Source organism: Dietzia sp. 2505 (assembly GCF_040546785.1).
GTDB lineage: Bacteria > Actinomycetota > Actinomycetes > Mycobacteriales > Mycobacteriaceae > Dietzia.
This window is the reverse complement of sequence record NZ_JBEPON010000011.1, coordinates 94,585-121,345: the sequence shown is the minus strand read 5'-3', so window position 1 is coordinate 121,345 and position 26,761 is coordinate 94,585. Positions and strand designations below refer to the sequence as shown.

General features: G+C 69.3%; 26 protein-coding genes. 7 read left to right on the top strand and 19 right to left on the bottom strand.

Going from position 1 to position 26,761, the window contains the following annotated elements:
- From ABIE38_RS17890 to aztB, 7 genes are all read right to left on the bottom strand, one after another.
- Positions 1–671, bottom strand: a 671-nt coding sequence (locus tag ABIE38_RS17890; RefSeq protein WP_354058598.1) for a hypothetical protein, incomplete at its 3' end; no start/stop codon positions are given.
- A 6-nt stretch (positions 672–677) separates the two neighbouring features.
- The gene (locus ABIE38_RS17885) at positions 678–1,505 is read right to left on the bottom strand and encodes a YfbU family protein (protein WP_354058596.1); all 828 of its coding nucleotides are present in this window, start codon (positions 1,503–1,505) and stop codon (positions 678–680) included.
- Positions 1,506–1,615: 110 nt separating this feature from the next.
- On the bottom strand, positions 1,616–2,404 hold the full coding sequence (locus tag ABIE38_RS17880; protein WP_354058594.1) for a recombinase family protein: 789 nt from the start codon (positions 2,402–2,404) through the stop codon (positions 1,616–1,618).
- 242 nt (positions 2,405–2,646) lie between these two features.
- Complete coding sequence (gene aztD / locus ABIE38_RS17875; protein WP_354058592.1) at positions 2,647–3,864, bottom strand: zinc metallochaperone AztD; 1,218 nt, start codon at positions 3,862–3,864, stop codon at positions 2,647–2,649.
- Between the two features lie 24 nt (positions 3,865–3,888).
- Positions 3,889–4,809 (bottom strand): zinc ABC transporter substrate-binding protein AztC, encoded by a 921-nt coding sequence (gene aztC / locus ABIE38_RS17870; RefSeq protein ID WP_354058590.1) that lies wholly within the window; start codon positions 4,807–4,809, stop codon positions 3,889–3,891.
- Positions 4,806–6,083 (bottom strand): ABC transporter, encoded by a 1,278-nt coding sequence (locus tag ABIE38_RS17865; RefSeq protein ID WP_354058588.1) that lies wholly within the window; start codon positions 6,081–6,083, stop codon positions 4,806–4,808. The genes aztC and ABIE38_RS17865 overlap by 4 nt, the downstream gene beginning before the upstream one ends.
- Positions 6,084–6,106: 23 nt before the next feature.
- A complete protein-coding gene (gene aztB, locus ABIE38_RS17860) occupies positions 6,107–7,027 on the bottom strand; it encodes a zinc ABC transporter permease AztB (RefSeq protein WP_354058586.1) in 921 nt (306 codons plus the stop codon).
- Positions 7,028–7,053: 26 nt separating this feature from the next.
- Here aztB and aztA point away from each other — a divergent pair, with 26 nt between their 5' ends.
- Together aztA and ABIE38_RS17850 are read left to right on the top strand one after the other, a co-directional pair.
- Entirely contained in the window at positions 7,054–7,710 is a 657-nt protein-coding gene (aztA, locus tag ABIE38_RS17855; protein WP_354058584.1) for a zinc ABC transporter ATP-binding protein AztA, read from the top strand.
- A gap of 2 nt (positions 7,711–7,712) precedes the next feature.
- A complete protein-coding gene (locus tag ABIE38_RS17850; protein ID WP_354058582.1) occupies positions 7,713–8,525 on the top strand; it encodes an adenylate/guanylate cyclase domain-containing protein in 813 nt (270 codons plus the stop codon).
- Positions 8,526–8,558: 33 nt separating this feature from the next.
- On the opposite strand, the gene ABIE38_RS17845 is transcribed toward ABIE38_RS17850, so the two are convergent.
- The 5 genes from ABIE38_RS17845 to ABIE38_RS17825 form a co-directional block, all read right to left on the bottom strand.
- Complete coding sequence (locus ABIE38_RS17845; protein ID WP_354058580.1) at positions 8,559–9,296, bottom strand: hypothetical protein; 738 nt, start codon at positions 9,294–9,296, stop codon at positions 8,559–8,561.
- Complete coding sequence (locus tag ABIE38_RS17840) at positions 9,293–9,829, bottom strand: RNA polymerase sigma factor (protein WP_354058578.1); 537 nt, start codon at positions 9,827–9,829, stop codon at positions 9,293–9,295. The genes ABIE38_RS17845 and ABIE38_RS17840 overlap by 4 nt, the downstream gene beginning before the upstream one ends.
- Positions 9,830–9,897: 68 nt before the next feature.
- Positions 9,898–10,581 carry a class F sortase gene (locus tag ABIE38_RS17835; protein WP_354058576.1) on the bottom strand — a complete coding sequence of 228 codons (684 nt, stop codon included), beginning with the start codon at positions 10,579–10,581 and terminating at the stop codon, positions 9,898–9,900.
- Positions 10,578–11,306 carry a CHRD domain-containing protein gene (locus ABIE38_RS17830; RefSeq protein ID WP_354058574.1) on the bottom strand — a complete coding sequence of 243 codons (729 nt, stop codon included), beginning with the start codon at positions 11,304–11,306 and terminating at the stop codon, positions 10,578–10,580. Before ABIE38_RS17830 ends, ABIE38_RS17835 begins: the two co-directional genes overlap by 4 nt.
- 126 nt (positions 11,307–11,432) lie before the next feature.
- A complete protein-coding gene (locus tag ABIE38_RS17825) occupies positions 11,433–12,077 on the bottom strand; it encodes a TetR-like C-terminal domain-containing protein (RefSeq protein ID WP_502914802.1) in 645 nt (214 codons plus the stop codon).
- A 52-nt stretch (positions 12,078–12,129) separates the two neighbouring features.
- Here ABIE38_RS17825 and ABIE38_RS17820 point away from each other — a divergent pair, with 52 nt between their 5' ends.
- From ABIE38_RS17820 to ABIE38_RS17810, 3 genes are all read left to right on the top strand, one after another.
- Positions 12,130–13,245 (top strand): Rv3169 family protein, encoded by a 1,116-nt coding sequence (locus ABIE38_RS17820; protein ID WP_354058570.1) that lies wholly within the window; start codon positions 12,130–12,132, stop codon positions 13,243–13,245.
- Positions 13,246–13,312: 67 nt separating this feature from the next.
- Positions 13,313–14,311, top strand: coding sequence for a TIGR03617 family F420-dependent LLM class oxidoreductase (locus ABIE38_RS17815; protein WP_354058568.1), 999 nt, complete (start codon positions 13,313–13,315; stop codon positions 14,309–14,311).
- Entirely contained in the window at positions 14,308–16,758 is a 2,451-nt protein-coding gene (locus ABIE38_RS17810) for a PEP/pyruvate-binding domain-containing protein (protein WP_354058566.1), read from the top strand. Before ABIE38_RS17815 ends, ABIE38_RS17810 begins: the two co-directional genes overlap by 4 nt.
- Before the next feature lie 43 nt (positions 16,759–16,801).
- Here ABIE38_RS17810 and ABIE38_RS17805 read toward each other — a convergent pair whose 3' ends face one another.
- Positions 16,802–18,181, bottom strand: coding sequence for a hypothetical protein (locus ABIE38_RS17805; protein WP_354058564.1), 1,380 nt, complete (start codon positions 18,179–18,181; stop codon positions 16,802–16,804).
- Positions 18,182–18,601: 420 nt separating this feature from the next.
- Between ABIE38_RS17805 and ABIE38_RS17800 the strand changes: the two genes are divergently transcribed.
- Positions 18,602–19,444, top strand: coding sequence for a mycofactocin-coupled SDR family oxidoreductase (locus ABIE38_RS17800; protein WP_354058562.1), 843 nt, complete (start codon positions 18,602–18,604; stop codon positions 19,442–19,444).
- Between the two features lie 86 nt (positions 19,445–19,530).
- On the opposite strand, the gene ABIE38_RS17795 is transcribed toward ABIE38_RS17800, so the two are convergent.
- The 3 genes from ABIE38_RS17795 to ABIE38_RS17785 are packed head-to-tail and all read right to left on the bottom strand — an operon-like array spanning position 19,531 to position 23,282.
- Positions 19,531–20,586: an ABC transporter ATP-binding protein gene (locus tag ABIE38_RS17795; RefSeq protein ID WP_354058560.1), complete on the bottom strand. Its 1,056-nt coding sequence runs from the start codon at positions 20,584–20,586 to the stop codon at positions 19,531–19,533.
- Positions 20,579–22,195 carry an ABC transporter permease gene (locus ABIE38_RS17790; RefSeq protein ID WP_354058558.1) on the bottom strand — a complete coding sequence of 539 codons (1,617 nt, stop codon included), beginning with the start codon at positions 22,193–22,195 and terminating at the stop codon, positions 20,579–20,581. The genes ABIE38_RS17795 and ABIE38_RS17790 overlap by 8 nt, the downstream gene beginning before the upstream one ends.
- A 40-nt stretch (positions 22,196–22,235) precedes the next feature.
- Positions 22,236–23,282, bottom strand: coding sequence for an ABC transporter substrate-binding protein (locus ABIE38_RS17785; RefSeq protein WP_354058556.1), 1,047 nt, complete (start codon positions 23,280–23,282; stop codon positions 22,236–22,238).
- A gap of 279 nt (positions 23,283–23,561) precedes the next feature.
- On the opposite strand from ABIE38_RS17785, the gene ABIE38_RS17780 reads away from it, so the two are divergent.
- Positions 23,562–24,143 carry an HdeD family acid-resistance protein gene (locus ABIE38_RS17780; RefSeq protein ID WP_354058554.1) on the top strand — a complete coding sequence of 194 codons (582 nt, stop codon included), beginning with the start codon at positions 23,562–23,564 and terminating at the stop codon, positions 24,141–24,143.
- Positions 24,144–24,223: 80 nt separating this feature from the next.
- Here the strand turns inward: ABIE38_RS17780 and ABIE38_RS17775 are convergent, their stop codons facing one another.
- From ABIE38_RS17775 to ABIE38_RS17765, 3 genes are all read right to left on the bottom strand, one after another.
- Positions 24,224–24,646, bottom strand: a complete 423-nt coding sequence (locus tag ABIE38_RS17775; RefSeq protein ID WP_354058552.1) for a hypothetical protein — start codon at positions 24,644–24,646, stop codon at positions 24,224–24,226.
- Between the two features lie 26 nt (positions 24,647–24,672).
- The gene (locus tag ABIE38_RS17770; protein WP_354058604.1) at positions 24,673–26,040 is read right to left on the bottom strand and encodes an MFS transporter; all 1,368 of its coding nucleotides are present in this window, start codon (positions 26,038–26,040) and stop codon (positions 24,673–24,675) included.
- A 128-nt stretch (positions 26,041–26,168) separates the two neighbouring features.
- Positions 26,169–26,729 carry a CPBP family intramembrane glutamic endopeptidase gene (locus ABIE38_RS17765; protein ID WP_354058550.1) on the bottom strand — a complete coding sequence of 187 codons (561 nt, stop codon included), beginning with the start codon at positions 26,727–26,729 and terminating at the stop codon, positions 26,169–26,171.
- Between the last annotated feature and the right edge of the window lie 32 nt (positions 26,730–26,761).

Here is a 26,761-nt window from a genome sequence, read left to right as displayed (position 1 = left end):
AGGCGAGTGACGAGGTCTTCGTCGTGGGTGATGTACCGACGATAAGTGTGACTGACCAGATCGGGTAGCCAGAGCAGGTTCTCAATCGATGGGGATACGTGCATCACCGGGAAGTGTCTGCCGATCAGGCCGCTCTGTCGTGCCTGCTTGATGGTGTGTAGGTCACGGTCGGTGTCCTGATGTCTGTGCTGTCGCTCTAGCACGATCATTTTGGCCTGCGCGGGGACGACGCGTTGGTGGCCCTCGCCGGCACCTAGGCCTGCAGCCTGGGATCCGAGTGCGGCGAGTAGCGCGGACAGACTCACCGCGCGCATACCGATGGCTTGGTCATCCGGACCCGGGGTGTGGCAAACGGCCAGTACGCAGGGGTCGCGATAGTCGGCGAGATAGTCCGTCAGCGCTTCGATTTTCGGGAGTTCATCTTTGGTCTGCTGTGCGTCGACGGTATGCCACCAATTGCCGCCGACGATGCGGCGCAGGTCCGCGCGAACATTTGGGTGGTCGTCGATCGTCAGTAGCACCGCGGCCAGGGCGTAGAAGGGCTTCTCACCTGCGCGACAATCGTTGGGAAGTCGATACGCCTCGTCTACGAACGCCACCTGCTCTCCACTGGGCAGGCTTCGATAGCGGGCTGTTAGTCGGTCGAGATCCACTCTGTTGCGCGGGTCCATGCTCTGTCAGCCTTCGACCGGTGAAGGCGATCCCGCCGTGCCACCCGACTGATGGTCGAGCCTGCGCGAGGGGTGGGTTGCCGCTTCAACCAGACGGTGCAGCTGGTTAGCTGTGAGTAGGTAGTCAGATAGTTCGATACGGGGCTTCTGCTCGTGGCGGATGAGCTGGTACTCGCCAAGGATCCGCTGGTAGAGGTCCAACCTCGGACCGTGGGAGTTGCCGCCGTCGTGATCAGGGCCTAGCACGGGGAGCACTTCGGACCAGCGGGTCTCGCTGACGAGATGCCGGACGTAGTCAAGGAGTCGCGTTTCGGCCTTGACCTGGTAATCAAAGCCATCAAACTGCAGCAACCGTTCCGTTTCGTCATCGATGCTCTGACCGGCGCCCCGAAGTCGCTGGATGCTGACGGTGATGGTGCGAAACATGTCGAGTAGGTCCATCACGAAGGTGCACTCGTCGGCTGTCAGTTCGGGGTGGGTACTGATGAACACATCGCTGTATTCGGTGACGTACCCGCCTTCCAGTATCTGGGCGCGTTGGCGCTGACAGTCGGGGTCCCCCTCCACCTCCGCACAATTCTCACTGGGGGCGTCTTCATGGTTGGGCGGCATGACGTGGGCGAGGATGCGGTGCTGCATGGCGAGCATCTGCCGTTCGTAGGTGGTCAGGGTGCGCGGCGCAGTCTCTGTCCACCGCCCCCGGGGATCGTCTCGAAGGATCAGCCCTTCCAAAGTGGATCGCACCAGGTCGGACAGGCTCACGCCCCGACTCTGCGCAAGCTCCTCCAGCTCGGAGCGCATGGCATCGTCCACACGGAACGCGATCGTCGCCACAACACCCTCCTCAAATCACCGTCAAACCGACTGTTTGACTGTTATACGCACCGTACCACAGTGACCCATCCGCGCGGAGGGGGGACGATGCAGGAAGGGGGATGGACCACCTAGCTCGACGTGGGTGTCAGTTGATGCTGGAGCGCCCGGTACAGCGTGGAGCGTCCGACTCCGAGATCGCGGGCGATCGCCGACGGCCCCTCCCCTGCCTCGATGCGGGCGCGGGCCTTGTCGATCTGCTCGGCGGTCAGGACGCGCCTGCGTCCCTTGTACTTGCCCTTCGCCTTTGCGATGGCAATGCCCTCAGCTTGGCGTTCACGGATAATGGCCCGCTCGAACTCAGCGAAAGCCCCGAGCAACGAGAGCATGAGGTCGGCTCGTGGATCCTGAGCGCCAGCGGCGTAGGTGGCCCGCTCGTGGACGAACTCCACACTCGCGCCCTTGGCAGTAATCTCGCCAACGATCTGCTTGAGATCGACCAGGGTACGAGCGAGGCGATCCATCGATGCGACAACCAACTCGTCACCATCCCGCAGATACCCGATGCACTCGGCAAGCTTCTCGCGATCAGCACGAGAGCGTGCCGACTGCTTCTCGACATAGACCCGGTCGCACTCCCCCACCGCCTCGAGCTGACGCGCCTCGTTCTGATCCGCGGCCGACACCCGCACATACGCCACCCGCTGCCCACGCGGACGCGAGGCCCGGCGAACCGGCTTCGGATCCCGCGTTGTCTTCCCCTCGACGATGTTTTCCGAATCCGTCGACTCGACCCGGAGACTCCAGCCCAACTCATCCCGGCGTCGGAACCGAGTCCGCACTTCCCCGCGGCTGACGATGAGCACCTCCTCGCCACCGCCACCCGAGCCACCCCGCAACGTCCCGATCCGCTCAGCCATCCGAAGACCCTTTCGCCCGGTCGGTGTATCAATACACCTTAGACCCGACGGGACGACGTCTCAAAAGTAGCAAAACCCACCCTGCGACACAGCGCGGATGAGGGATGCTCGACCGTCCCGCACGGGTGTACTCACTGGCACCGCCGCTACGCACCCACCACCAACCGCCACCCCCTGAACAAACACCGACGCCGATCATCGCCATCCACAGCGATGATCGGCGTCGGCCGTTGATGCCAGGTCTAGCCCAGCGCAACCGCCATCTCGTTGGGCGCGGCGGGGAGCTCACCGGTCGCCACGATCTCACCGGTGGTGAGGTCGACGGCATGCACGGCGTTCTTCGCGGGTTCGCTCACGTAGGCGATGTCCCCCAGGATGACGAGCCCCGGGTGCGGGTCCTGCCACTCCGCCGGGCCTTCCCAGGAGCCGATCACCTCATAGTTCTCCGAGATCTCACCGGTGGCCGGATCCACGACGTGGATCGAACCGTCGGTGCCGAGCAGGTATGCCATGTCGTTCGGCCCCCGCACGACGCCGCGCCAGGTGTACCCGACTCCCTCCGGCAGGTCCACGACCTCGTGGGTGCGGGCGTCGGTGTCGATCAGTGCGATCTTGGTGAGTAGGACGCCCTCGGCGTCCGGGTCGTCCTTGTAGTCGCCGACGACGAGGGGGCTGTCCTCGGAGACGTAGGCGTTGCCCATGCGGCCGTACTCATCGGCGGCGGCAAGCTTCTCGAACTCGCCGTCCTGGTAGATCAGCGCGCCGTCCTCGCAGCCGAAGATCACCGTCTCGTCGGCGGCGGTACCCTCGCCGTGAATCGCGGGGCACTCCTCGTTGCGGGCGATCTCCTCGCCGTCGGCGTCGACGGCCCGCGCACCCGTGCGGCCCTCGTCGTCACCGATGGTGGTGAGGAAGGTGCCGTCGGTCAGCACGATCGAGACGCCATGGTGGGCCTGGTCGCCGGGGATGGTCTCGAACTCGGGGAGCTCGCCGCCCGAGTCGGCGAGTGCCGCGGTGTCGAAGATGAAGGTGTCGCTGGTCCCGTCGTCGTACAGCACGGTCTTGCCCGCGTGGCGGACGACGTGCGCCGGGGTCTCGGCCTCGATCACCAGGTCGGTGAGCTCGGGCACCGAGGTGTCGAGCACCTGGAACCCGTCGGAGGTGGTCACCAGCACGGTCTGACCGTCGCCGAACGCGTTGAGGCGGGTGAACTCCTCGGTCTCGAACTCCTCGATGACCTCCAGGGTCTCGCCGTCGAGGACGGCGATGCCGTTCTCGTACGCCACGGCCAGGCGGTTCTCCGAGGAGCCCGCCTCCGAGGCCGCCGAGGTGGTGGTGGCGGTGTTCTGTGCCTCGGCGTCGTCGGTGTCGCCGCCGCCGTTGCCGCATGCGGTGGCGAGCAGCGCGGCGATCGCGAACATCGCGACCGCTCCGGCCCCGCGGGTGTGTCGTGTTCTCATCAATCGTCCTTCTTCCCTAGGTGGTCAGGTGGAGAGCCCGTCGACGATGCGCTCGGTGTTCGCGCGCATCATCTCCAGGTAGCTGGGGGCGCCCTGTCCCGGTTCGGTGAGCGACTCGGTGAACAACTCGATCACCCGGGTGTCGATACCGGCCTCGCTCGCGAGCACCTGCACCAGCCGGTCCGGCTGGGAGGACTCGGCGAAGATCGCGGGGACGCCGGCCTCGGTGATCGCCGAGGCGAGCCCGTCGAGGTCGGAGGCGCTGGGGGAGGCGAGGGTGGTCCCGCCGGGGATGGCCGCGCCGAGGACGCGGAAGTCGAAACGCTCGGCCAGGTAGCCGAAGACGTGGTGGTTGGTCACGAGGGCTCGCCTGTCGGCGGGGATGGTGGCGAACGCGGCGGTCATCTCGTCGTCGAGCTCGTCGAGCTGTTCCCGGTACCGATCGGCCCCCGCCTCGACGGCGTCCCGGTCGATACCGTCGACCTCCAGCAACTCGGTCTCGAGCGCGTCGACCACGTCGACCATGCGGGCCGGATCGGTCCAGAAGTGCGGGTCCGCGGTGCCGCCGGCATCTTCTTCCGAATAGTCGATGACCTCGATCTGCTCTCCGGCGACGAGCATCGGCACGCCGGTGTCCGCCACCCGGTCGAGGTGTTGCTGGAGCCCCTCCTCGAGCCCCAACCCGTTGGACACCACCAGGTCGGCGCGATCCATCAGGCTCGCCTCCTGGGCGGAGATCTCGAACGAGTGCGGGTCGGCGTTGCGCTTCATCAGCGTTGTGACGTCGGCCGCCTGGCCCACCACGTTCTCCACCACGTCGCCGAGGATGTTGGTCGTCACGACGATCGTCGGATGGTCGTTCGTGGCCCCGTCCACGATCGCGCATCCGGACAAGGCCAGCCCGGCCGTGACGAGCACGGCCGACAGCACCGAACGCCGCCTCATCGCCCGGTCTCCGCAACGAAATCAGGCGTGGTGGGGGTATCCAGGCTCCGGGCGACCCGCGCGTCCCCGCGGTAGTCGATCTCGTGGACGACCCCCGCGACGGGGTCGTTGACATACGCCCGCTCCCGGTCGACCGTGAGCTCGATCCCGGCGGTGGTCTCCGGGGTCGCGACCGCCTCGGCCAGCAGTGGATCGGTGGAAGCGATCTCGGTGCCGGCCTCGCCGTCGAAGACGCGGATCCGGCCCTGCCGGTCCACCGCCACCACGTGGGAGTCGTCGTCGCTCGCGGTGGAGACCTGCAGCAAGGGCGCCTCTGTCGGCACGAACCGCCACTCGCGCGCCCGGGTGTCGAGCAGCCAGAATCCCTGGTCCCCGGCGAGCGCGGCCACGGCCGGCCGGCCCTTGCGGCCCCGGAAGTCGGTCGCGCGCGGCGCCTGGGTTCCGTCGGGGGAGGCGATGTGCTCGAATCGCGGTTCTCCCTCCTCGTAGGTGGCCAGCAGGGCCCCGTCCGCACATCCCACGACCACACCGATACGCGTGGTCACAGCGCCCCGTGCATCCGCGCAGGGCGCCGACGCACCCTCCTCCGGCGTGCCATCGGCTCCGTGGAACTCGACCCCGGAGGCTGTCCCCGAGGCATCAACGGTGGTGACGAGCGCGCCACTGCCGAGGGGAGCGGTCAGACCCTCGTGCGGCTCGGACTCCAGGCGGAAGACCTCCTCGATCCGGCCCTCGGACAGGGCCTCGTTGCTGAGCAGCACCGCGTCGCCCGATTCGGGGAAGAACACCCCGGTGCCGCCGGTGGTCGCGTTGCCCGAGGTCGTCACGACCGCCGGTCCCTCGCCGGCCACGGTCCCCAGCACGCTCGGTGAGGTCCGGTAGTAGTGGAAGTGGTCCACGTGGTCCCACGTCCACACGCCACTGTCGACGATCTCCACGCCGGCGTCGGTGTCCGCGAACAGGTAGCGACCGTCCGAGGTGACCGTCGTCGGCGGGTCGATGCTGCCCGGTTCGGTCGTGGTCCCATCCAGCAGGTTGAGCATCCCGACAGCACCGGTGCGGTCGATGCTCACCAGGTGTAGCTGCGGTTCGGCCACCTCCTCGGCCCCCTCCATCTCACCGTGCCCGCTGCCGGTCTCCTGCCGCGAGGACTCCTCCGCAGTCGTGCCGTTCCCGGCCGTGGCGGCGTCCGGGTCGTCCGTACCACCCGCGCATCCGGTGAGGATCAGGGCGACGACGACGCCGAGGGGGGCGATCGATCTGAGGGTGCGCATGCTCTGCTTTCTCGAGGGGTTTCTCACCGTGCGGGCTCTTCCGCTGGGGTCGGGGTGACGGGGTTGACCAGTAAACCGTGGCGCGAGAGCCGGGCGGCCCGAAGCGTCTGGCGGGCCGCGTGCACCGACGCCGAGATCCCGGCCAGGGCGATCGCGGAGAACGCGATGGAGGAGCCGGCGGCTGTCCCGGCGTGCCATGAGGCGAGCAGACCGATCACCACCGCGGCGCTGCCGAAGACCGCGGCGAGCGCCATGGTCGACGGGATGCGCCTGGTCCATCGGTTCGCGGCGACCACGGGGGCGAGAAGCAGCGCCACCACCAGCAGGGTCCCGACGGCCTGGTAGGAGGCGACCACCGCGAGGGTCACGAGTCCGACGAGCGCCACCTGTGCGCCCCTCGGCCGCAGCCCCAGGGTCTGGGCGACGCGGGGATCGAAGGCCGCAGCGACGAAGGCCCGGTGGAAGTGGGCGGCCACGGCCAGGGTGACCGCCAGCGCTGCGGTGAGGGTGACGAGTTCGGGGCCGCGAATGGCCAGGATGTCACCGAAGAGGATGGCCGTGGCGTCCGTGGCGAAGCTCCCGGAGTGGGACACGATGATCACCCCGACCGAGAGCATCGTGACGAACAGCAGCCCGATCGTGGTGTCGTACGAGAGCTTGCCGCGCTTCTGCAGCGCCCCGATCGCCGCGCTCATCGCCACCGCGCTGACCGCCCCGCCCACCAACGCCGGAAAGCCGAGAACGGTGGCCAGTGCGACTCCCGGGAGCATCCCGTGCCCGATCGCCTCGCCGAAGAACGCCATGCCCCGAATGACGACCCAGGTGCCGACCACTCCGCAGATCACCGCCACCAGGACACCGCCCACCAGGGCACGCGCGACGAACGCGGTGCTGAACGGATCGAGGATCAGGGACACGAGGACGTACAGTATCCATAACGACATTCATTATCAACAAGGAGATGCGATCCATGCCCCCACCAGGTCCGGCCATCAGCGCCCACGGTCTGTGTTACGGCTACGCCGGTCGAGAGGTTCTCCACGACGTCTCCGTGGAGCTGACGTACGGGACCGTCACCGCCTTCGCCGGGCCCAACGGTTCGGGCAAGTCCACGCTCGTGGAGCTGCTCGCCGGCGTCCGGTCGCCCCTCAGGGGAGAGGTGCGTCGACTCGGTTCGGTCTCGCTCGTGGTCCAGCGTCCCGCCGCGCCGGAGACCCTTCCCCTCACGGTCCGCGACACCGTCTCCATGGGGACGTGGGGGCGACGGATCAGCAGGCGGGAGGCCCGCGGCGTCGTGGCCGAGATGATCGAGACGGTCGGCCTGGACGGTCTCGAGTCCCGCCCCCTGACGGAGCTCTCCGGAGGCCAACGACAGCGCGCGCTGCTCGCCCAGGCGCTCGCGAGCCGCGCCGACATCGTGCTGATGGACGAGCCCGACGCCGGGCTGGATTCTGCCAGTCGGCAGCACATCCACGAGCTGCTGGCCGAACAGGCCGGCCGGGGCGTCGCCGTCGGGTGCGCCTCGCACGACGAGGCGTTCGTCGCCACCGCCGATCGCGTGGTCAGGCTAGAGGCCGGCCACGCGACCACACACCGCACCACGGGAGCGCGGGCGGCTACCCTCTGAGCATGTCGAACCCTCGGTGGGAGCGGGCGCGCGCGTCCGCCGCCCGAATCGCAGCGGGCGCCCGCGATATCAACAGACACCCCTCCGCGGTCGAGGCGCTGCGCCGCGCCCGGCGGGCCCTGCCCGGCGACTCGGGGTTCGGCGATCCGCTCTCGGCCGCGGGCCGGGACAGCGCGGGGACGATCGCCCGCGTGGCCGGCCGCCTGTTCGACGAGCAGCCCACCGCCTCGCGCGAGTTGTCCCTGGGCGGGTTGCAGGTGTGGCACGCCCTGACCCAACGGTCCGGCCGAGGTGGCAGCGGGAGCGAGGTGACCATCGTGTTCACCGACCTCGTCGGGTTCTCCAACTGGGCCATGCGCGTCGGCGACGAGGACGCTCTACGGCTGCTGAGAGAGGTCGCTTCGGCCACCGAACCGGAGGTGCGGAACCACCGCGGTCACGTGGTCAAGCGACTCGGGGACGGCCTCATGGCGGTCTTCCCCTCGCCCCAGCTCGCCTTTGACGCGGTCGTGGCCTGTTCCGCCGGGCTCGATCGCGTGGAGGTCGCCGGCATGCGGCCCCGGATCCGGGCCGGCATCCACACCGGACACCCCCGACTGATCGGTGGCGACTACCTGGGGGTGGACGTCAACATCGCCGCCAGGTTGGCTGAGAAGGCGGGCACGGACGAGATCCTGGTGAGCGAGACCACCCTCCCCGGGTTGGATGAGTCCAGGGTGGCGACGCGCCGCAAGAGGAGCTTCCGGCTCACCAAGGCCAAGGGGGTCCCTGACGAGGTCGCGGTCTACACCGCGGTCCCCCGTCAGGGCTGGTGATCGTCCCCCTCCTCCCCCCCCCCCCCCGATCTGTCAGCTCACGCGAGGCAGGTCGGCAGCGGCAGCGACCGAACCGTCGTCGGAGGTGAGCCGGATCTGCGCGACCTCCTCCCGGAGGATGGCGGCGTTCATCGCGCACTCAACGGTGACCTCGGTGCCCAGGAACGAACCTGATGCGATGGCGTTGCCCTCGAGATCGACGAGGGTCACGTCGACGCTCACGCCCTCCCGCAGGCCATCGATCTCCAGAAGGGTCTCGGTACCCCAGGTGTGCGCCACCACATGAGCCGTGATCTCGCTCTGAGCGGGCTGGCCTGAGAAGGCGATCGGCTCCACCGCCCCGAGGGTGCCCGGCGGTCCATCGGGTGGGGACTGGGTCCACTGTTGCGCGACCAGTGCGCCGACCGCGCCGGCGGCCACGAGGACGACCGCTGCGGCAGCCCGGCCGAGGTACACCCGGATGCCGTGGGGGCGACGCCGAGCCGCGAGCTCGGCGTCCAGAGCGCCGTCTGCTCCCCGGGCACGGCCTGTATCCGCCGCCGCGACCATCGCCGACACCCGGGTGCCGAGGTCCGGCGGCGGGGCTTCGGATCGCCATGGATGCCGCGTACCGCCCAGCGTGGAGGCCAGGTCCCCCAGCGAGGCGAGCTCGGCGTCGAGTTCCGGGTCTTCCTGGCGGAGCAGGTCGAGTTCACGCCGCTCGGCGTCGGTCAGGTCGCCCCCCAGCGCCGCGCCGATGAGCTCCGCTCGACGGTCATCGCCACGTGTCATCGCTGCTCCTCCGCTTCCATGATCTCCCGGACGGATCTCAGCCCGTAGTACATCCTCGAGCGCAGTGTCCCCACCGACACCCCTGAGCGTTCGGAGAGCTGGTCGTACGTCAGCCCGTCGACCTGGACCGCGATGATCACCTCGCGGTGTTCGGGCGAGACCTGGGCCAGAGCTGCCTGCAGGTCGATACGGTCCACCAGGCGTGAGGTGTCGGATTGGCGGGTCGTGAGTGGTTCGGGAACGTCGTGCACCGGTTCCGCTCGCCGGGCGCGTGCCCGCAGCGCATCGATCACCACGTTCCGCGCGATGGCGAACAACCACGTCCGTTGCGTGGCCCGGTCGGGATCATAGGAATGGCGGGCTCGCCACGCTCGCACGAAGACGTCCTGGACGCATTCCTCCGCCAACGACTGGTCGCCCACAGAGCTGTGGGCGAAGCCGTAGATGCTGCGGCCGTGCTCGTGATAGGCCGAGTCGACGTCGAAGTGCGGGGAGGGCGCGCGGGCCACGACGTCGTCCTCTCGTCGCCGCACCACACCCTCCTTGCCGGAACCCTCAGTAGCTCGAACGTACCGCAGTCTCGACGTCGCGCCCGTGCTGATCAGGCGACCGCGCTGGCAAAGACCACGCGATTGTCCAGGTAGCGCCGGTCCGTGCCGTCGAACTCGCCGGTGCAGGTGATGAGCCGGAGCTCGTCCTCCGCCGCGAGTCCGAAGACCTCCCTGGTGGGGAACTCGTCCTTCGGGTGATCCTCGACCCTGTCCACCCGGTAGCGGTGGACGGCCCCGTCCGCCGCGGAGACCTCGACCACGTCGCCACTCGCCAACTCGAGCACGCGGAAGAACACCGCGGGACCGGAAGCCGAGTCCACGTGACCGGCGAAGACGGTGGGGCCGCGCTCGCCCGGCCGAGGGCCGTCGGCGAACCAGCCGACGTCGTCCCAGTCATCGGGCGCCTCCAACGTGCCGTCGTCCTGGATCGCCAGATCGATCACCGCCTCCTGCAACCCGATGGAGGGGATGCGGAGTTCGACGGGTTCCGCGGGAGACGCCCGGAACACCTGGTCCCCCGCTTCCGCACTCGTGCCCGCCCGGGCCACGGCCGACGGCTGGGAGGTCGTCGACGGAGACTGCTCCTGCCCGACGCCGCTCGCACCCGTCGCACAGGAGGCCGCGAGCGAGGCCGTCAGCGCCAACCCCAGAAGAGCTCGGGGCCGGCGCCGACGGCCGTCGGTCGATTCGACCGGCTCCGGCCCGGTCAGACCGCGCGTGACGGCGTGCGTCACACGGCTGACCCGGGACGACGCACCAGGAAGAGCGCCAGTCCACCCAGCGCGATCGCGGCCACCCCGGCCCCGGCAGCGGCGCCGACGGCAGGGACGCCGGCAGCTCCGCCGACCGCGCCGCCGCCCCCGGTCTCGACCCCGTCGAGAGGCACCTGCATGAGCTGGCCGCGGACCGTTCCCGCGGTGTACTCCTCGGTATGGGTATCCGCGGTGAACCCGGCGGGGTCGGCCTCGATCTGCGCGAGGGAGAAGCCCGCGCCCCTGTCCGTGCCGTCGTCGTCCTCGACACCCGTGGTGAACGGCCCCTGGATGCACCCCTCCGAGTAACGCTGATCGTCGCCGACGGGCTGCGGGTCGGCAAAGGCGATCCGCGGGGGCCCGGACTCGCCGGCGCGCGCCTCGTGGATGTGCGTCGCGGTGACCGCAGGACTCTCGTACTCACCGGTCACGCCGTCGAGGGTGATCTCGTAGCAGATCACCTCGGTCTCCGAGTTGATCCAGAACATGAAGTCGCCGGTCGCCCCCTCCTCGCCGGGGGAGACCTCGCCGTCGGAGTCGATCACCTCTCCGGGAACCGCCATGACCGAGAACGCACTGGTGAAGGAGTCAGGTCGGTCGACCTCGGTGTTCGCCTGGGCAGGGGCTGCCGACACCACCAGGGCGGCGGCGCCGGTCACGGCGCACGCCCCCATCATTCCGGTGCGGTTCGTCATCGTGCTGGGCATCGCGATCATCCTCTGCGACTCGGTGCGCGGTCGCTCGGACGCGACCGCTGTCGACAGGGGATACGGCCCGCCGGGCCGCTGCGTTCACCGCGGAGGCGGAAATATTGACCCGTCGCGTGCGGAACCTCAGCCGTCGGCCGGCCGGGCGGAGGGCCAACGTCCTGTGATGAGCTCGGTCATCTCGTCCACCCACGCCTCGTCGAGGGCGGCGTCCCGGCGGACCAGGATCCGGAAGATGACGGTGCCCGCGACCACCTCGGCGAGCATGGGCAGCTGGTCGTCGCCGCGCCGGGACCGGCCGAAGCGGCTCTCGAACGCGGTGAGGTTTCCGGCCAGTCGGGCGATCATCTGATCATGGACCTCGGGGTCGGCGACGGTGTCGGCGATCAGGCCGGGCAGCGCCACCCGCACCTCGGGCCGGTCGAACATCGACCGGATGGTCTCCACCAGCGCCCTGATGTCGCTGCGGACGTCCCCGGAATCCGCCGGCAGCATGATGGTCTCCGCGGAGAGCACGGCCTCGTGGACGAGCTGCGCCTTGCCCGACCACCGCCGGTAGATGGCCGCGGTGGTCGTCCCCGCGCGCGCGGCGATCGCCGAGAGGGACAGCGCCGGATAGCCCGTCTCGAGGAGGAGCTCCCTGGTCGCGGTGATCACCGCGGCATCGATCCGCCCGTCGCGCGGACGCCCCGCGCCAGACCGCCCCGCGCCAGACCGTCCCCCGGCGGACTTGGCCGATTTCCCGCCAACCGCGCGCCCGTCTGTTGTCATGGGTTCACCCTAGTTCCAATACAGTGCGCATCGTATTATCAGGGAGAGACCCGTGAAGCTCAGCCCGCTCGACGAGTACCCGATCCATCAGACGCACGCGCCGGTGACCTGGCCGGCCACGTCCGACCGCAACTTCTACGACCGGTCGTACTTCAACGTGCTCGACCGCGAGGGCCGCTTCATGGCCCTGACCGGGATCGGGTACTACCCCAGGCTCGGCGTCAAGGACGCCTACTTCGTGGTCCGCCGGGGTGACACGCAGACCGCGGTGCACCTCAGCGACGCGATCGACGACGACCGCCTGCACCCGAACGTCGGGGGATACGCCCTCGAGGTGATCGAACCGCTGCAGGAGCTGCGTCTGACGCTGGAACCGACGGAGGGCATCGCGGCGGACCTCACCTGGCGGGGACTGTTCCCCGCCGCCATGGAGGAACCGCACTCGATGCTCACCGACCGGCGGGTGACGCTGCAGGCCAGCCGCTTCGCGCAACTCGGCTCGTGGGAGGGGTGGATCGAGGTCGACGACGAGCGGATGGACGTCACCCACTCCTCGTCGGTCGCCGCCCGGGACCGCTCATGGGGCATCCGTCCCGTCGGCGAGGCGGACCCACCCGGCCGCCCGGACACCGCGTTTCGCGGCATGTGGTGGCTCTACCTGCCCCTGGCGTTCGACGACTACCAGCTGTTCCTCATCCTGCAGGAGGACCCCGACGGCCACCGCAGCCTCTACGACTGCACGCGCCGCTGGCGGGACGGCCGCGTGGAGCAGCTCGACGGCGTGCGCGTGGACGTGGACTATCGCGCCGGGACGCGGATCCCGACGGGCGTCCACGTGGAGTTCATGAACCGCGCCGGCGACCGGTTCCGGCTGGACGTGGAGTCCCGGCTGTACTCGCCGATCGCCTTCGGTTCCGGCTACGGCGGCGACTCCTCCTGGGCGCACGGCAGCTGGAAGGGCGAGGGGTTCACCGAGCGGGTGAGCTTCGACCTCACCGACCCCGACGTGATGGCCGGTGCCGCGTTCAGCCTCATCGACCACGTCGGCCACGCCGTCTGCACGGAGGCCGACGGGACGACGCGCGAGGGCGCCGGCCTGTTCGAGCACGGCGTGATCGGACCGCACCACCCGTCGGGCTTCACCGACTGGACCGACGGTGCGCGGTGACCACCCCGGCGAGCACCCTGCGGCATCCGGCGAACACCCTCAGGCATCCGGCGAGAGGCATCAGCAGATGAAGATCATGACGGCCCTGTTCGGGCCCACCGACGTGGTCCACCGCGCGGAGGCGCTCAAGGACGCCGGCGCGTCCGGGGTGTTCACCTTCGAGGGGCCGCACGACGTGTTCACGCCCCTGGTGCTGGCCTCGCAGGTCCCCGGGCTGGACGTGATGTCCAACGTCGCGATCGGGTTCCCCCGCAACCCCATCCAGCTGGCCCACCAGGCCAACGACCTGCAGCTGCTCAGCGAGGGCCGGTTCGTCCTGGGGTTGGGCACGCAGGTGCGGGCGCAGATCGAGAAGCGCTACGGGGCCGAGTTCGACCGCCCCGTCGAGCGAATGAAGGAGCTGGTGGGGGCACTGCGGGCCATCTTCGCCACCTGGGCCACCGGCGAGCGCCTGGACTTCCGCGGCGAGTACTACCGGCACACCCTCATGACCCCCACCTTCGTGCCCGGGCCCAACCCATACGGCCCGCCGCCCATCTACCTCGGTGCTCTCGGCCCGCGGCTGACCCGCGCGACCGCGGAGGTGGCCGACGGCCTGCTGGTGATGCCGTTCGGGTCAAAGAAGTTCCTGCACGAGAAGACGATGCCGGCCGTCCGGGCCGGGCTGGCCGCCGCCGGTCGCAGCGAGGAGAGCTTCGAGGTCGTGCCCGAGGTGATCGTGTCCGTGGCCACCGGGGCCGACGACGACCACGTGTCCACGCGCCGCCTGCTGGCGTTCTACGGCTCCACGCCGGCGTACAAGCCCGTGCTCGACGCCCACGGGTGGGGCGACCTCCAGCCGGAGCTGAACACCATGTCCAAGCAGGGCCGCTGGCAGGAGATGACGTCGTTGATCAGCGACGACATCCTGCACACCATCGCCGCGTGTGGCTCCCCTGCCGAGGTGGCCGCGCACATCCGCGACCGCGTCGACGGGGTGTCGGACCGCCTCTGCCTCTACCAGACGGGGCCCATCGCAACCGACGCGCTGGCCGAGATCGTCGATTCGCTGGGAGGCGACCGATGACCCCGACAGTGGTCGAGTTCGACGAGGTCGCCGACGACCGCTACGGGGGCAAGGCCGCGGGCCTGGCCGAACTCCGGCGCCTCGGCCTGGACGTTCCCCGGGGGTTCGTGATCGCGGACGCGTCGGATGACCTCGTCGTCGTCGACCTCTCCCGGTGGTTCGACCGCATGGCCGACGCCGACGCGACGCCGGTGGCCGTGCGGTCCTCGGCGGCCGGGGAGGACGGCGAGGACCACTCGTTCGCCGGCCAGTACGACACCGTGCTGGGCGTGGACTCGGCCGAACGCTTCGTCGACGCCGTGCGCACGTGCGTGGCCTCGGTGGACTCCGGCCGCGCGTCGTCCTACCGCGCGGACCCGGCGGCCTCCCCGACACCCATGCACCTGGTCGTGCAGCAGATGGTGGACGCGCGCGCCGCCGGGGTGGTGTTCACCGCGGACCCCACCAGCGGCCGGCGCGACCTCATGGTGATCGATGCCGTCCCCGGCCTGGGCGAGGCGCTGGTCGACGGATCGGCGTCCCCGGACCACCTCGTCCTGGATTCCGTCGGCGGGGTGGCCGTCCGGGAGTACGACGACGACGAGGGGGTCCTGTCCCCGGAGGAGATCGCGGCCATCCGGTCGGGCGCCCTGCGCGCGGAGCGGCACTGGGGCCGACCGATGGACCTCGAGTGGGCGATCGACCGGGTCGGCAGGCTCTGGTGGCTGCAGGCCAGGCCCATCACCACCCTGCCCGCCGACCTGGGAGAGATGGACTCCCCCCTGGCCGGCGAGGACCACGTCTACACGCGCTGCAACATCGGGGAGATGATGCCGGGGGCGTTCTGTCCACTGACGGCGTCGGTCTCGGGGTTCGCGATCGATTACGCCATGCAGAAGATCCAGGTGGTCGCCCGCGCCCAGGCCAGCTATGACCAGCCATGGCTGCAGGTGGGTTACTTCTCCGGGCACATGTTCCTCAACCTCACCGAGGGCACGGCGCTGAGCTCGGGGATCGTGGGCAACTCGCTCGAGCAGTTCTCCACCTCGATCTGCGGGCGGGTGGTCGAGGAGTTGGTGCCCAAGCCTCCTAAACCGTTCCTGCGCAGGCTCGGCAACACCATCCGGCTCTCCTCCCACGCACTGTCGGCGGGACCCGCGATCCGGCGGCTGGAAGGGCAGATCACCGGCTGGAAGGTCCCGACCAGCGAGGACCCGCGGCTGGTGATGGCGCAGTTGGAGGCCGGGGTCGAGCAGTACTGCGACGTGACGCTGACCCACGTGCGCTCGTCCTCACGTGCCGCGGTCGCCGCCAACATCCTCGAGAGCGTCCTGATCAAGCAGGCGGTCAAGGCCGGCCGCAGCGAGGACTCCGGCCGCACCGACGCGGCGCGGCTCATGGCCGGCGCCTCGGAAGTGGAGAGCGCGATGATGCTCGCCGAGCTCGACGCAGTGGTCCGCACAATCGCCGCCGATCCCGAAATCGCCGACGGGTTCCTCGCTGCGGAACCCGGTGACGCGGTCACCACCCTGCGTGCCTCGAACGGCGCCACGGGGGAGAGACTGCGCGGGTTCCTGGCCCGGCACGGTCACCGCGGTTACCGCGAGCTGTGCATGCGCGACGCCTCCTGGGCGGAGGATCCGGACGGGCTCGGGGCCATGATGCAGGTGATGGTGCGGTCGGCGCAGGTCTCGCCCGAGCGAAGCGGGCCCGCCGCGCATGCCGGAGTGGACGAGCCCAGCTCCCCCGTCATCCGCCTGCTCGCCCGGTTCGCGCAGGAAGGGGCTCGCGGCCGCGAGGAGACCAAGGCCAAGATGGCGCTGATGGCGCACGCGCTCAAGCGGGGCTACCGCCACCTCGGTGAGGTGCTGGCCGCCGACGGGCGGCTGCCCGATTCCGACCTCGTGTTCTTCTTCGACCGCGCTGAGCTGGCCCGGATCGTCGGGGCGGGCAACGATGACGGGAAAGGCGCTGCCGCGGGTGAAGGCGCTGCCGAGGGGTCGGGCGAGATCAGCGATCTGGTGCAGAGCGCGCTCAAGCGCCGGGAGGCGCTGGCGTTCCAGGACGTCCTGGAGTTCCCCGACGTGTCGGTGGGCCGCCCGGTTCCGCTGATCGCCCGGCCCCCGCGCGAGGCGGCGGGCGGCGAGATCATCGGCCGGCCCGCGAGCCGCGGGTCGGTGGAGGGCGTGGTGCGCGTCGCGAGATCGATCGTGGACGCCCGCGAGGTGCAGCCGGGGGAGATCCTCGTCGCGCCCGTCACGGATGTGGGCTGGACGCCGTACTTCACGGTGATCGCGGCACTGGTCACCGACATCGGCAGCTCGGTCTCCCACGGGGCCGTGGTCGCGCGCGAGTTCGGCCTGCCGTGCGTGGTCAACACCCTGGTGGCCACGCAGACGCTGCGGACCGGCGACCGCGTCCGCGTGGACGGGGACCGGGGGGTGGTGACGCGCCTCGATCAGTCGTGAGCTCTGCTTGACGTGGCGTCATAGCGCTGGCGTTCAGCGGCAGCTACCGTGCCGCATCGCTCTCAGGTGACGTAGTGGCGTCTCCGGTATCCGCACCGTCCTGCGACGAGAGGGCGACCGATGCGATCTCCGGGGGCTGAACGGTCTCGGGCTCGAACTCGCGCAGCTGCGGGGGACGGGGCGTCCACCCTTTGATGTGCTGGACCACGTCACTGTAGAAGTCGTCGACCACGTCGATAACAGAGTCGATGAAACTCCCCCGCCCGCGTGCCTTCTTCGTGCCCAACGGGACAATCATCGTGACCTGGAACTTCTTGATCTCCTTCTTGGGGTCGGCAATGAGGGTGGAAGGGTCCTCCCTCGCCTTGCCCAGCAGCTCCGCCGTGCCGGGTCCACGCGCGTTGGCCACGAACGCCTCGATACGCGTGCCCTCGGGCGCGTGCTTCAGTTGGCGAATCAGCCAGTTGACACGGGTCACCGCGCGGCTGGATTTGGGCGCCTCCACCTCGACCTGGCACGTGACCTGGGACGCCCTGAGGTCGGCCGTCACGTGTATCGGGGCCACGGTGTCCGGGATACGGATCGCGCCAGTCATCCGACCGTCAGCCACCAGGCTGGTCAGGACCGACTGCGCGCGGAGAGACGGATCCGCAGCCTCTCTCCTACTTCGAACCTGGACGACGTCGGTCCCGAGCTGTCGCCCGAGGCGCAGGGTGACAAAACGCAGCAGTCCGTCGAATCGCGCCACAACCTCTGCGGCACCGGGATCACCGGGGCGCAGGGTCCCCGAGGCGACGGCGTTGCGAACGCTCACCCAATGGGCGCCCATATCCTCCAGTTCCATGGCGCCGGACCTGGGGTGCTCGAGATAGCGGATCAGCTCACCGAGGATCCAGGCTTGTTCGGGATCCGACACACCTCGGTGCTCCTTCTGCAGGACCGCAGTGGAAAGCACGAGAGTCCAGGACCAGTGGTGCAGCGCTACTTTGCGAATCTTGCGTTTGTCGACTCTCGTCGGATGCTCACCGAGCATCGGTGGGATCTCGTTACTGATAGTGATGAGTGCGTCGAAACCCTGGGACCTCGCAATATCGAGGTAGGTCTCGAGCTGCTCGGTCTCGAGAACACTTCGGCCGGTCTTGACCTCCACCAGGGCGGTCCACGTGAGCTTGCCCCGTCGGATCCGTATCAGTCCATCGGGGAAACACTTCTTCTCTCCGTACTCGAACGGGACCTCGATGTAGGTCTCGATGACTCCTGCGGGCGCTCCGAGTGGTTTCAGCAGAGCACGGCCGAATTCCTTGACAACAGCCATGACGGCCAGGAGCGCTGAGGTGGCCCGACGTTCCTGTTCCTCAGCGCCTGAGATTCCAGACGTGGGGATTAGTCGGGCTTCGTGCCAGGACTCCACTTGCTCGGACATAGGTGCTCCCGTCGTGGCGTGCCCCACGTCGTCACCGACCGCTGAACACAGGGGGAGACGGAGGCGCGTTCATGTCTCAGCGTGCAGCACCGGCATCGCGAGCGCGCCGATACAACCCGAATTTGTCTGGATCGCTCGCTGGGACGTCGGTAAAGAACAGGCCCTGATGAGCAGATCGACTGTGCGCCAGTAGAAGTCCTGCCACACTGCAGAGGAGCGACGAGCGCCGCAGATCGGGACTCCCGTGAGCCACGAATCGGCGCCCGACACCCTCGGCCGTATCCCCTCCCCCTCCCCCGACTCGGTTTCCCTCCCCGAGTATCGGCCCGAGGCCTTCGCCACCGTGGTGATCGCCGCTGCGACACGTCGTGCCGACCACCGCGGATACCCCCACGAATTCTCCACCGAGAGGACCAGATCATGGCAAGCACACTGGACGGCAAGGTCGCCTTCATCACCGGAGCGGCGCGAGGACAGGGGCGAAGTCACGCGGTGCGGCTAGCCGAGGACGGCGCGGACATCATCGCCGTCGACATCTGCGCACCGATCGCCTCACTCGAGGGCTTCTACGAGCTGCCGACCCGGGAGGACCTCGACGAGACCGTGCGCCTCGTCGAGGCACTGGGGCGCCGTATCGTCGCCCGGGTCGCCGACGTCCGCGACCTGCCGGCGCTCACCGACGCGGTGTCGGCCGGTGTCGCCGAACTGGGGAGCGTCGACATCATCGTGGCCAACGCCGGCATCTTCACCTTCGGACAGGAGACCCACAAGATCGAGCAGCAGTCCTGGAACGACATCCAGGACATCAACCTCACCGGCGTCTGGCACACCTATGCGGCGGCAGCCGAGCACCTCCTCGCCGCCGGCCCGGGCGGGTCGGTCATCATCATCTCCTCGCTCGCCGGCTTCAAGGGCCTGGCGAACGTGGCCGCGTACACCGCTGCCAAGCACGGCATCGTCGGCCTGATGAAGGTCCTGGCCAACGAGCTCGGCCCGCACGGCATCAGGGTCAATACGATCCACCCCAACTCCATCGACACCCCGATGGTCAAGAACGCCAAGACGTTCGGGCTCTTCCGACCCGACCTGGACGACCCGCAGGCCGAGGACGCCCACGACGCCTTCGCCGGCCTCAACCCCATGGGCAAGGCATGGATCGAGTCGATCCACGTGTCCAACGCCGTCGCCTGGTTGGCCTCGGACGAGGCCTACTACGTCTCGGGCGGGGAGATCCCGGTCGACGGAGGCGCGTCAGTCCACTGACGTCCCGAACCGTGGCCGCCAGCGTGCCGTGACCGACTCTGCACCGTGACCGTCGCAGTGCGCCGAGACGGTCACGGCCGGTCGGCCTACCTGGGGTAGACGAACCCGCGCCTCACCCGCGCGCCGCGCGCGGTCGGCGACGCCTCGCCCATCTCCGAGGTCAGCACCCGCAGCTCGAGCTCGCCGGACCGGCAGATCACCGTTCGACCACGACGCCCGTAAAGGCTGGTGACCACCTCTACGGGCAGAACTCGGTCGCCGGTGGGCTGATCCACGAGCTCCACTCCGTCGGGCGGGAGCGCGAGGTGAGCGGGGCCCTCGACGTGCCCGGACGGGAAGTCCAGCGCGTCGAGGTGCACCACGACCCTGCCGTCGTCCGAGCGGAACCGGCCGTCTCTCATGCTGCCGGCCACGCAGGTCGCGTCGTGCAGGAACCGCGCCACGAACTCGCTGTTCGGCGAGGAGTCGAGTTCCGCGGGCGACCCCACCTGTACGAGTCGGCCCCGGTTGAGCACCGCGACCTGGTCGCCGATGGCCAGCGCCTCGTCACGATCGTGCGTCACGTGGACCATCGTGAGCTCGTACTCGGCGGCGAGTCGGCGCAGCATCAGTCGCAGGCTCGCCCGCAACGGCTCGTCCAGGGCCGAGAGCGCCTCGTCGAGCAGCAACACGGAGGGCCGTGCGACCAGCGCCCGGGCCAGGGCGACCCGTTGCCGCTGCCCTCCCGAGAGGGTGTCCGGCGCGCGGTCGGCCAAGTCCCCGAGTTCGACGGTCGCGAGTACCTCCGCCACCCGCGACTCGCGATCCGCCCGATTCCACCGGGCGCGCCTGAGCGGGTAGGCCACGTTCTCGGCGACGCTCATGTGCGGCCACACCGCGTGGTGCTGGAAGACCATGCCCAGGCCCCGGCGCTCGGGCGGCACCATGACCCCGTCGCCCACCAGCACGCGGTCCCCGACCCGGATGGTGCCGGCGTCCGGAGTGACGAAGCCCGCCACCGCCCGCAGGAACGTCGACTTGCCGGAGCCGGACGGGCCGACGAGGGCCAGGATCCGACCGGCGTCCACGCGGAGGTCGACCGAATCGAGGGCACGCGTGGAGCCGAAGCGCACGCTCACCCCTGTGGCGTCGAGTTCAGACATTCAGCTTCCCTGTCTCCGAGTCGGACCTGGTGAACCGCGACCCGAACAATGCCAGCACCACCAGGCCCACCAGCATGAGGATCACCGAGAGCGCGGACGAGGCGTTGACGTCACCGGCCCTCTGGTACTGGAAGATCACCACACCGAGGGTCTGCGTCCCCGGCGAGACGAGCAGGACCGACAGGGTCAGCTCGCGCACGGCCGTGACCGCGACCATGATCGCGCCGATCCCCGCGGCCGGCAACGCCAGACGCACGCTCGTGTCGAGGTGCGCCCGGAACGGTCCCGCCCCGCCGATCCTGGCGGCCTCCTCCATCGAGGAGTGCATGCCGGCCAGCGGTCCGCGCACCGTCTGGACCACGATCGCCGCGAACGCGGTGACGTAGGCACCGAGGATCACCCACCCGGTGTTGTAGAGCCCGGTGTACCGGCCGAGGATGAGCCAGCCCGTGGCGATGACCAGGCCGGGTACCGCCTGCGGGAGCAGCACCGTCAACAGCATCGGCTCCCGGTCGTCACGGGCGAGCCGGGTGGTGAACAGGCCCACCGCGAGACCGAGGATCCCGCAGAGGACCCCGGCCCCGATCGAGAGGACCACCGAGTTGGTGGCGCCGTTGATCGTCTGTGCGGAGGTGAGCACACGCTCGTAGTTGTCCAGCGTCATGGTCTCGAAGGTCAGCGGCACCCCGGGCGCCGGCAGGAGGGACCTGACCACGAGCCCGGCCAGCGGGGCGACGGTGGTGACGAGGCCGAAGACCCAGGCCGCGGCCGAGACGCCGGCCCGTGACCGCCCGAGCGACATCGTGTCGAACTCCCGCCCGGACCCGCCGAACTCCACGACCCTCTTGGAAATGCGACGGTCGAGAACAGTGCCGATCACGCCCAACACCAGCAGGATGATGCCGATCTGCGAGACCACCTGCAGCGGGGAAGCCACGGTCCCGGACTCGAGGTATCTGTAGACCATCGTCGACAGTGTGTCGAGACCGCCGGGGACGCCTACGATGATCGGGATGCCGAAGTCGCCGATGCTGCTGACGAAGGTCAACGTGAACGCCGCCGCGATCGCCGGGCGGATGAGCGGCAGCGTCACGTCCAGTTGGGTCCGCAGGGGTGTGGCACCACCCATGCGTGCGGCCTCGACCAGGTCCGCGGGGATCCTGCGCAGCGCCGCGGCCACCACGAAATAGGCGACGGGATAGCTGTGCAGCGTCAGGAGGAACGCCACGCCCGAGAACCCGTAGAAGTCCCAGGGCGCGAACCCCAGCGTGCGGTCGATGAGTCCACCCCGGGTGACCAGGCCCGTCCACGCGATCGCGCCGATGAACGGAGGCACGAACAGCGGGGTGAGCAGCAGCAGCTTGAGCGGCCTGCGCCCGGCCAGGTCGGTCCGGTCCAGCAGGAACGCCATCACCGTGCCGATCACGACCGCGCCGACCGCCGCCGCGAGTGACGTGGTCACGCTGTTCACCGCGGCCTGCACGATCCCACCCTCGAGCAGCAGCGGCAGGTGGTTGGCCCCGAACCCGAGAGAGACGACGAGGGCCAGGGGCAGGACCGCGACCCCGAGGAGCCAGGACCAGAGGACGATCCGGATCGGCAGGGTCACGTGAGCACTCGGGGGCGGGGACGGTGGCGGACGCGTGGCGTCAGCGGATCGCCTCGTTGAACGCGGCCACGGCGGCGGACTGGTTCTGGGCGATCGCCTCGAGGTTCTGGTCGAACAGCGCGATCTGGTCCAGCGACGGTGCGTCCTCGGGAGTACCCACGTCGTCTCGGACCGGCAGGTAGTTCTGCTCGACGGCGATCTCCTGGCCACGCGTGGACACGATGAAGTCGAGGAACAGCTGGGCCGCCTCAGGGTCCCGGGCATCAGCGAACACCGCGCCCGGCTGGGTGATGTACGGGACCCCCTCCTCGGGGTAGCTGACCCCGATCGGCGACCCCGCCGCGGCGAGGTCGCGCACGAGGTAGTCCACCACGATGCCGATCGGACGCGATCCCTCGGCGACCGCCTGGGCCACCGGGCCGTTCGACTCCGCGACCTGCGGGTTGTTCGCGCCCAGCGCCTGGATCCACTCCGGGCCGAGGTCCGGGCGCAGGCTCCACGCCGAGGCGTTGAACGCGGCCGCGCCGGAGATGTCCGGGTTGGGCAGGACGATCTGTCCGGCGAACTCCGGCTCGGCGAGTTCGGCCCACGAGGTCGGCGGCTCATCGACGTCGTTCGTGTTGTAGGCGATCACGGTGGGGATGATCCGCGTCCCCACGTAGTACCCGTCGGGGTCCACCGCGACCTCGACGAGCGCGTCGGGGTCGCTCGGGGTGAACTCGCGGAACAGGTCCTGCTCCTTGTAACCCTCGAACGTCGGGACGTCGGCGGCGAGGAGCACGTCGGCGCCGATCTGCCCCGTGGCCTGCTCCGCCGCGATGCGGGCGCGCAGGTCACCGGTCCCGGCGCGGAACACCTCGACGGTGACGTCGGGCTGCTCCTCGTTGAAGGCCGTGATGATCTCGTCGATCTTCGCCTGGGGCTCGGAGGTGTACAGGGTGACCGTGCCGGTGACCCCGTCCCCGCCCGCCGTGGTCTCGCCTCCGTCGTCCGGCTCGGCGCACGCCGTGAGCGTGAGGGCGCCGGCCACGGCCAGGGCGGCTGCCCGGGTCAGGAAACGCGTACCGATTCGAGCGGTCGTGGTCATTGTGTTGTGAACTCCTCAGATGCCGACTGGCCGCGGTGATCCGCGACGGTCCACCATGACATCCCAGGATTCTCCCCCAGTTCCGTGCGCCTGAACGCCGGATGAACAACGCGGGTGGACCGGACCGTGGGGCGTCCGGAGAGCCGACGATGTGGCGCCGGCCGGAGGCGCGAGGTCGAGCGGCGACCGAACCCGCCCCACCACGGGCCCGACCGGACTAGATTAATTTCCGTTGATCGCGACCGCGATCGTCCGCCTCTCCCGAGCGAGGTCCCCACAATGGCCACTTCCACCGCAGCCCACTCCACCGCCTCCCGATCCACCGCCACCCAGGCCTCCAAGGCCCTGCGTCTCGCTCTGCTGATCGGTGGCCTCCTCGCCATCGGCTTCGGCATCGCCGTTCTTCTCTGGCCCGCCAAGACCGCCGTCGCCATCACCGGTGTGCTCGCCGTCTACGCCATCATCGCGGGTGTCGTCTACGCCTCCATCGGACTGCTCGCCACGAGCCACGGGACGGGCAGTCGGGTGGGCCACGTCCTGTTGGGGCTGCTCTGGGTCATCGCCGGCGCCTACGCCTTTGTCTCGCTCCAGGAGTCCGCCGCGTTCCTCGCCATCTTCATCACCGTGATGATCGGCGTCATGTGGATCGTCGAGGGGTTCACCGCCCTGTTCACACTCGGCGAGTCCGGCGCGAAGGGCGTGACGATCGTGTTCGCGATCATCTCGGTCCTCGCCGGTGTCTCCCTGCTGAGCACCCCGGTGTGGGGCGCCGGCTTCCTGTGGTGGCTGCTCGGCATCTCGCTCATCGTGCTCGGGGCGCTGAACGTCTTCCGCGCGATGTCCGCAACGGGCTCACGCTGAGCCCACGCCGAGCCCACGCACAGGCGCGATTCCGGGTGAGGACGACGCGGCGGGGTCCGCGTGCCTCGTCGTCGTCGCCCTCACCCGGTCCCGTCCGATGCCCCTTCCCGGGGTGTCGGGCTCGGGGGGCTCGTGGATGGGGTCCTCGGGGTGCACCAGATCACGGCGACCCCGGTGACCAGGTAGACCACCTGCAGGAAATGGAAGCCGCGGATCGAGGCGATCTCCGCGAGTATCCACACCACCATGATCCACCCGGACAGGATGCTGGCCGCCTGCCATCCGGCGCTCCGCTTGAGCATCGTCGTCGCCGCGACCAGGGCGCTGCCCCCCACGATCGCGAGCAGGATCACGCCGGCGAAGTAGACGGTGGGGAAATCGGTGTGCTCGACCCACGACGGCTCGTCGGGGATCACGCCGGTCATGAGCGCGAGCCCACCGCCGACCGCGGTGACCCCGTTGAAGATCAACAACCCGAACAGGACCCTGGAGACTGCGTTCATACGCACCGATCCTATGGGTCCGCGGGTCACGAATACAGAGACTTCTTGCTGGTCTCCGGGGCCAGGACGAGCGAGATGATGGTCAGCACGGAGAGCCCCACCAGGTAGTACCCGACGTAGGCGACCGAGTAGTTCTGCACCAGCCACACCGCGACGAACGGCGTCAGGGCGGCGCCGAGGATGGCCGAGAAGTTGTACGCGACTCCCGAGCCGGTGTAGCGGGTGTTGGTGGGGAACAGTTCGGGGAGCACCGCCGACATGGGGCCGAAGGTCAGGCCCATGAGGATCATTCCGACGCACAGGAACAGCAGCATCCGGGTCACGTCGAGGTCGTCGCCGGTACCGATCGCCTCGGGGTCCAGCCACCAGCCGAAGCTGAGCCCGAAGGCGATGATGGCGAGCGTGACCCCGATGAGCATCCGCCGCCGCCCGAGCGCGTCGGCGAGCAGGCCCGCCACCGGCACGAACACCGCGAACAGGATGATCGCGAGCACCTGCAGGGTCAGGAACGACCGGTAGCCGTACCCCAACCCGCCGGTCCCCACTCCGCCGATCGCGAAGGACAGGATCCACGTGGTCATGAGGTAGAACAGGCCGTAGGTGGCCAGCATGATGAACGTGCCGAGGATGATCTCCCGCCAGTTCTTGCTGAACACCTCCGACACCGGTGTCTTGACCCTCTGGTCGTCCGCGATGGCCCGGGCGAAGACCGGGGTCTCCTCGATACGCAGACGGACGTAGAGGCCGACGGCCACCATCACGATCGAGAGCAGGAACGGCAGGCGCCAGCCCCACACCAGGAACGGATCGGACAGATCGCTGGCCGTGGAGTCGTACGCGAACCAGGTGGTCAGCACCAGGAAGAGCCCGTTGGCCAGGATGAAGCCGAACGGCGCGCCCAGCTGCGGCCACATCGCGGCGAAGGCCCGCTTGCCCGGTTGTGCGGTCTCGGAGGCCAGGAGCGCCGCACCCGACCACTCGCCGCCCAGGCCGATGCCCTGGAAGAAGCGCAGGATGGTGAGCATCGCCGGGGCCCAGAGCCCGATCTGGTGGATGGTCGGCAGCAGTCCGATGAGGAAGGTCGCGATCCCCATGGTGAGCAGCGCTCCCACGAGCGTGACCTTGCGCCCCAGGCGGTCCCCGTAGTGGCCGAAGATCACCGAGCCCAGAGGGCGGGCGACGAACGCGGTTCCGAAGGTCGCCATGGAGGCCAGCAGGGCGGCGCCCGAGTCGCCTCCGTGGAAGAAGAGCAGCGGGAAGACAGAGACCGCGGCCGTGGCGAAGATGTAGAAGTCGTAGAACTCGATGGTCGTGCCGATGAGCGAGGCGAAGATGATCCGTCGCCGGGGGACCGTCTCGGTCGGCTCGGTCCATTCGGCGGGTTCCGCGGCCACGTCGGTAGGACCGCGGTTGCCGCTCACGGGTTCTGGTGATGAATTCACCGGGGCATCGTACAAAAGCCGGGCGTGCGGTCACCCCCGCCCGCTCGGCCGCGCGGGCGTCCTCCCACATCTTCGCCATCTCAGGCGACGAGGAGACCCGCAGCGATCGCTCCCGCGGCGACGTTCGCCACCGCGTGGACCGCCGCCCCCGGTACGAGGGTTCCCGTCTTGTGCCGCAGCCAGCCGAGCAGCCACCCCGCGGTGAACTGCACCGGGAGGAGTGGCCACAGCCTGACATCAACCGCGAGGAGGGCGAGATGCGGCACGAGGAACACCACGGACTGGAGCAGGTTGCCCCACCCGAAGCCGAGCCGCCGGATGAACACGCCGCCGAGCAGGCCTCGGAAGAAGACCTCCTCGCCGACAGCCCGGAGCACCACGGCGGCAGCGACACCCCAGGACGTCATCGCCGCGACCGACACACCCGGGAGCTCGAGCACCTCGGCGGGGACCAGGGTCAGCGAGAGCCACCCCGCCGCCAGCAGCGGGACGAGCAGCACCAGCGCCCATCCGTACGCCGCAGGCGCGCCCCGGGACACCCCCGCGAGCCGCATCGCCTCACCGACGGAGCGGCCCCCGCGACGGGACTGCACGGCCACATAGACGAGGCTGGGCACACAGAGCAGGAGAAACTCGGTCATATCCCTCCGCGGTCTCGTCGGTCGTAGGTTGC

Coding starts and splice junctions, on each gene's coding strand:
- ABIE38_RS17815 (WP_354058568.1), top strand. CDS start 13,313: ATGAAGATCATGACGGCCCTGTTCGGGCCCACCGACGTGGTCCACCGC.
- ABIE38_RS17805 (WP_354058564.1), bottom strand. CDS start 18,181: ATGTCCGAGCAAGTGGAGTCCTGGCACGAAGCCCGACTAATCCCCACG.
- ABIE38_RS17845 (WP_354058580.1), bottom strand. CDS start 9,296: ATGACACGTGGCGATGACCGTCGAGCGGAGCTCATCGGCGCGGCGCTG.
- ABIE38_RS17795 (WP_354058560.1), bottom strand. CDS start 20,586: ATGTCTGAACTCGACGCCACAGGGGTGAGCGTGCGCTTCGGCTCCACG.
- ABIE38_RS17825 (WP_502914802.1), bottom strand. CDS start 12,077: ATGACAACAGACGGGCGCGCGGTTGGCGGGAAATCGGCCAAGTCCGCC.
- ABIE38_RS17830 (WP_354058574.1), bottom strand. CDS start 11,306: ATGCCCAGCACGATGACGAACCGCACCGGAATGATGGGGGCGTGCGCC.
- aztA (WP_354058584.1), top strand. CDS start 7,054: ATGCCCCCACCAGGTCCGGCCATCAGCGCCCACGGTCTGTGTTACGGC.
- aztC (WP_354058590.1), bottom strand. CDS start 4,809: ATGAGGCGGCGTTCGGTGCTGTCGGCCGTGCTCGTCACGGCCGGGCTG.
- ABIE38_RS17775 (WP_354058552.1), bottom strand. CDS start 24,646: ATGAACGCAGTCTCCAGGGTCCTGTTCGGGTTGTTGATCTTCAACGGG.
- ABIE38_RS17880 (WP_354058594.1), bottom strand. CDS start 2,404: ATGGCTGAGCGGATCGGGACGTTGCGGGGTGGCTCGGGTGGCGGTGGC.
- ABIE38_RS17850 (WP_354058582.1), top strand. CDS start 7,713: ATGTCGAACCCTCGGTGGGAGCGGGCGCGCGCGTCCGCCGCCCGAATC.
- ABIE38_RS17765 (WP_354058550.1), bottom strand. CDS start 26,729: ATGACCGAGTTTCTCCTGCTCTGTGTGCCCAGCCTCGTCTATGTGGCC.
- ABIE38_RS17800 (WP_354058562.1), top strand. CDS start 18,602: ATGGCAAGCACACTGGACGGCAAGGTCGCCTTCATCACCGGAGCGGCG.
- ABIE38_RS17865 (WP_354058588.1), bottom strand. CDS start 6,083: ATGCGCACCCTCAGATCGATCGCCCCCCTCGGCGTCGTCGTCGCCCTG.
- ABIE38_RS17780 (WP_354058554.1), top strand. CDS start 23,562: ATGGCCACTTCCACCGCAGCCCACTCCACCGCCTCCCGATCCACCGCC.
- aztB (WP_354058586.1), bottom strand. CDS start 7,027: ATGTCGTTATGGATACTGTACGTCCTCGTGTCCCTGATCCTCGATCCG.
- ABIE38_RS17785 (WP_354058556.1), bottom strand. CDS start 23,282: ATGACCACGACCGCTCGAATCGGTACGCGTTTCCTGACCCGGGCAGCC.
- aztD (WP_354058592.1), bottom strand. CDS start 3,864: ATGAGAACACGACACACCCGCGGGGCCGGAGCGGTCGCGATGTTCGCG.
- ABIE38_RS17810 (WP_354058566.1), top strand. CDS start 14,308: ATGACCCCGACAGTGGTCGAGTTCGACGAGGTCGCCGACGACCGCTAC.